This is a genomic window from Spirulina sp. CS-785/01 (assembly GCF_028330525.1).
Taxonomy (GTDB): domain Bacteria; phylum Cyanobacteriota; class Cyanobacteriia; order Cyanobacteriales; family Spirulinaceae; genus JAQMSD01.
Window position 1 is genome coordinate 1 of the sequence record NZ_JAQMSD010000255.1, and the last position, 5,205, is coordinate 5,205.

At 44.4% G+C, this 5,205-nt stretch carries 1 protein-coding gene and 2 pseudogenes; 1 reads left to right on the top strand and 2 read right to left on the bottom strand.

What is annotated here, in order from left to right; all coding sequences use genetic code 11:
- Window positions 1-268 precede the first annotated feature (268 nt).
- Together PN462_RS16585 and PN462_RS16590 are read right to left on the bottom strand one after the other, a co-directional pair.
- Window positions 269-2,659: pseudogene (locus tag PN462_RS16585) on the bottom strand (LAGLIDADG family homing endonuclease); the annotation flags it as partial.
- 428 nt (window positions 2,660-3,087) lie between these two features.
- Window positions 3,088-4,068: pseudogene (locus PN462_RS16590) on the bottom strand (ribonucleotide reductase N-terminal alpha domain-containing protein); the annotation flags it as partial.
- A 414-nt stretch (window positions 4,069-4,482) separates the two neighbouring features.
- On the opposite strand from PN462_RS16590, the gene PN462_RS16595 reads away from it, so the two are divergent.
- Window positions 4,483-4,866 (top strand): DUF4346 domain-containing protein, encoded by a 384-nt coding sequence (locus PN462_RS16595; RefSeq protein ID WP_272129934.1) that lies wholly within the window; start codon window positions 4,483-4,485, stop codon window positions 4,864-4,866.
- Window positions 4,867-5,205: the final 339 nt, after the last annotated feature.

A 5,205-nucleotide genomic window follows, 5' to 3' on the forward strand; every position in this document is an offset into this window, starting at 1 on the left:
GGGAGATGGAGAGGATAGGGGAGATGGAGAGGATAGGGGAGATGGAGGAGATAGGGGAGATGGAGAGGATAGGGGAGATGGAGGAGATAGGGGAGATGGAGAGGATAGGGGAGATGGAGGAGATAGAGGTTTAAACTGTTTTAGTTTCCATGCTTCTCTATCTCCCAATGCTCTCCAAACACTTGACACAAGACAGGTTATCTTACAGTGAAACGAAGGCTTTTAGCCAACTTTCAGCGATTTTTAGTTTCACTGAGAGTGATACGAACTAATTGGCACAAGAGGAACAGGCTTCGATATTGTCCTTATAATTATCCTTCTGAACCGTCCGAATGTAGTAAATCGCCTTACAACCCTGTTCCCAAGCCAACATCAGCGTTTCAAAGATATCCTTTGCGCTTAAACTCCGTTCCGGTTCATCCGGGAAATATACCCCTTGGTTCAGATTAAACAACAGTTCCATCGAAATTCCCGTATCAATCCACTGTTGCATCGTCGCCACTGCTTTAATAACCTTCTGTTGGTCATAGGTTTTATTTTCTGGATAAAACCAGAACCCCTCTGCAATAAAAGGCGGTGCAATGGGAACAGTCCCCTTAGCCCACTTATCGTAAAAGAAACGACTGAAGGGGGGTAAAATACTGGCCGTACACCCTTGCACCAAGGAAGAAGACGTATTAGGAGCAATGGCCGTAATATGACTATTGCGAATCCCGTATTGTTGGATATCCTGAGACAACTGTTGCCACCGTTGCGGGTGTTTGGCGTTCTCCTGATACCAAGAGAGGGGTTTGGCCCCAATTAAATGGCCTTTACTCCATTCACTCCCCTCAAAGGCCGGATAGGCCCCCCGTTCTTGGGCCAACTCCATAGAAGCGCGAGTGCAGTGATAGCCGATATTCTCGAATAATTCGCTAATTTGCGGTAAATGGGTATAAGAGAGACGACGTTTCGCCAACCAGTCCGCCAACCCCATACAACCCACGCCAATGGTCCGAAAGCGACTATTATGGGAAGCACTTTCATTAAAAGGCGGATGGGTTAATTCAATGCCATTATCCAGTAACCGCACCGCCGTGGTACACACTTCTGCTAATTCCTCCTCGTCAATATTAGCGAGGTTGAGCGAATCAAGGTTACAGGTATGTGCAAATTGACCCGGAGTGACCACAGACCAAGACTCCTGACATTGGCCCGTGAGAATACCATTGAACATCCCTAAATGACGCAAGGGTTCAGTAAAACAATAAGTATCATCCCGACGACAAGTTAACTCCACCTCTTGGACTCGGATAAACTGACTCGCATTCCGTTGGGGTTGACGTAAAGTCCATTGGAGTCGATGGGTTTTGAGTCCCATTTCTCCCAGTTGGAAGAGTCCATTAGAAGAAATCGTTAACCGATAAGCATTTTGACAGAAATAGGCTTTTTTACCCCCCTGACCATCTGGCATTAGTTGGTCGCCCGCCTGGAGGACTAACGCAATTTTACTATCCACGCCCAAAGTCTGTAACATTAAGCGAATATCGCGCAAAAAGACTTGATTCGTTGAAACCAGTGCTAAAGCCTCGTTTTTGCCATTGCGATAAACACATCCGTCTGCATCGAGTAACCCTGCTAACCACTCTAAACGGGATTTCACGGTATAACCATTCAAGGGAACAGTAAATTTAGGCGGGATATCCAAAGGAAGCCGAGAGACTAAGCGATTTTGTTTTTTGTCTTCATAAACCGCTACCGTATCTAATTCTCGTGAATAATATTTACTCCCCTGGCGGCGGTTACGGACATCTAGGTGTGGCAGCAATTCGCGTTTTTCGTGATATAAATCGATTTCTGGGAGTCCTTCTCCTGAATAACTGCCATCTCCAGAGAAAAAGCCCGCAGTATAAGCATAAGGGAAGTCAATATCATCGTCTGATTGCACAATGGGTAATCGATACTTGATCAACTTATCCCCCGGTTGTAAGTCTTTGGCCTCCACTCGACGGGGTTTATTTTTGTAGGTATCTTGTACCCAAAAATGGTGATAGTAAGTACACTCTAAGGCTTCCCCATTACTCAGGTTCACTTTGAGAAGGGGTTGATTTTCTCCGGTTTTGCGGACTTGGACTTCACTCCATTCCGAACCATTCCAAACATTAACCCATTGGCCTTCGAGGTCTGCAATAGGAAATTGCCCCCGATCTGTTAAAATTCGGGTTTCTGGGGACACACATAAGTTCCCTCCTGGAATATAGCCTTCGTGTTGGTTGGGGTTGGCCCGGTTTACACTGTCTTTAAACCAGAGATAAGGCATCCCGGTTTCTACTTGACTCCGCATGGCCATTTTCAACAGTTCACGGGCATTAATGCGCTTATAGAGCGTAATTTTGTTGTCGAGTTCTGCTTCAATTTCTTGATAGGCTTGCGTGAATTTTTCGCCCCACAATTCTGCGAGTTCAATGCCCAGTTTTTCTCGCACTTCGTAGGGGTCAACTAATACCCAGTCTTGTCGGTTTCGCACCCGACGCATAAATTCATCAGTGATGACTAATTGTGGAAATATGTCATACGCTTTTCTTCTTTGGTCGCCATTTTCGGTCTGCATTTCTAAAAATTCTGGTACATCTAAATGCCAGATATCTAAAGAAACCGTAACTGCACCAGCACGTCGTCCCATTTATGTTCGATTAGATTCGCTACCTCTAACCCGTCTTTTCAGACTGCTATCTGTCACCAGATAGATCGGACTATATCTTAATCCTAAATCTAGGATTCTCCCCATTTCCACTGTCAATCGCTTACAGTGTACGAAGTTTAACTTCTAGTCTCTGAACCTTCAGTGTAATGATGGTATAAATGTTTCCCGCTTCTGCCCGCTTGTTTAAATCTTCAATTTCCAGACACAGAAATTGTCACTTATGACTATAGTTAACGTTAATTGAACTTTATACGCTTGCTGTTTGTTTCCATCATTACCCCGCTTGGCTGCTGATTATCTCATATTGTGGGCTGGGTCTATTTGAGTAGGATTAATATGAGATTTTCCAGCAATTAGAGGAGTGTTACAACTGTTATTACTAACAGAAGGGGCTAACTTTTTTAACCCTGATTAACTGCGATCGCGGTATCATTTAATAACTTAATCCAAGGAATTACACCTCCTGACGCATTGGGTTTATTCATCACCCAAGACCCCGTAGCGCGAATTTGGGAGACATTAACACCGACTCCCCCCCCATTCTTGGAAATGCGGGCTGTGTTGGTGATTTCCCCGAAAATCGACTCCAGGTTGTCCTCCATGGTGGTGATGAAGCAGGAGGCTAAAGACCCTCTAGGCACACGGAGATTGGCTAAAATTGGGGTGGCCAGAGAAATTTTCCGTTGGGCAATGGCCTCATAAAATTGTCGCGCCACTTTGAGGCGGTTGTGGGGTTTTTCGACCGACGCTAATAATAAAGCACAGGTTAAAAATGCCTCTTGGGGGAGTTCGTTGGGGAGAAGATACCGTTTGCTGAATAGTACGGCCCCAGCATAATCATAATCGGTGTCCCAGTCGGAATTAATCCAACTGCCGGCCTCTTGGAGTTCGTCGGGGGAGTAGATTAAAATTTTGGCATCATACTGGTTAGCGCAAACTTTTTCGTTAACGGTTCTGGCATAATCCCCGTATTGATACCCCCGACGGACTAGGGTATCTTTCCACAAACTCCAGATATGGAGGCGGCCTGCTACATATCGCCAGTCCGGTTCATCAGGACTACACATCTCTAAAGCACAGTGGATGAGGTTATCCTGAATTTCTCGCGTGGTGACACCCTCCCTCAGACGAGTCTTTAAGCCGGCCTCTAGGGCAATTAAGTTAACCTCTAACCCCTGACACGCCCATTCAGCCACTTTACGAATCTTGGAGACATCCAAGGGGGTTAAAGTGCCATCTCGCTTAACAACGCGAATATCGGGGCGTTCTGGAAGGGAACTGACGGACTGCCCTCCTGTTTGTCCTAAGAGAGAATTGGTCTTAGGACGGGGATGAGTACGACTTGTACTGGTGCTTTGTGAAGAAAACGTGCCTTGGAATTGCATCGTATCAGAGTTGTCTATGAACTAGGCTTCTAGTGTAGCGTAATTAACACACTATTGGTAGAGTCGTATTTCAATAATTTAAGCTGTAAAACACTATACATAGAGTAATTTTCTTTAATAGAGCAAAAGCCCAATTAAAGTTGTTAAAATATGAAGCGGTGAGTAAATCCTAATCTACTCTATTCTATATCTAGTGGTCAAATTTGAAAACGATACAATTTTTACACTAAATGTAGAAAAATATAAGTCTTGGGGGGGAATTTTAGCGCAGGGGGGTTGCACAATAGCTCAGAGAACGCTAAACTGTCGCTTTCTTGTGTTTTTTGACCTTAATTTTAAAAAGAAAAATAAGCTGTTATAATGCTAGATTGATTTGAAAATCTTTGCAATCGGGATTAACTGATAGACGTGGAAATGCTCAAATTAACTCAACAAGACTTAAAACAAATCGACGATAAATTGTCGAAACGCTTTATTGAACTTGATCCAGAAGGATATTTTATTATTTATTTAGACCGCGATCGGGGTTTAATTTGTGCAGATCATTACAGCAATACCATTAATGAGAAGGGGTTAGCGGTTGACCCAGAAACAGGAGAACCGATTATTAAAGGGAAAGCAAAACGAGTTCCAACGGCGACTTTTACGGGCAGAACGGCGAAAGAAATTGGCATGAAAATTACAGAAGAAACTCAGCCTTGTCCCTTAACAAGATTAGAACACGCTTTATATTTAGGGCGAGAGTTTGTGAGGGCTGAAATGGCGTTACTGTCCGAGTCTGACTATATTCAGGATTAAATAGCTTACGGTATCCGGTATTGAAAGACCCGGAAAACTCATGAAACGCACTCTGGGTGGGCAATGCCCACTTTACAAAACTTTCTCCCCCTCTCCCAAGGTTGGGAGAGGGGGTTGGGGGTGTTCGGTTACGCTGGGCTTCACCCAACCTAAAATCAACTATAATCAACTGAAACAACGGTAAATTGTTCTATGATTTGTGACATACTCCCACGCTCAATCGGAGATTAGAGCGTGGGCTTCTCCATCCCTGGAACGAGACTTCGCGTTTTTGAGTGAGGCGATGCCCAACCCCACTTTTTTAATCAAAATACCTGAACACAGATCTCTTGGCATAGA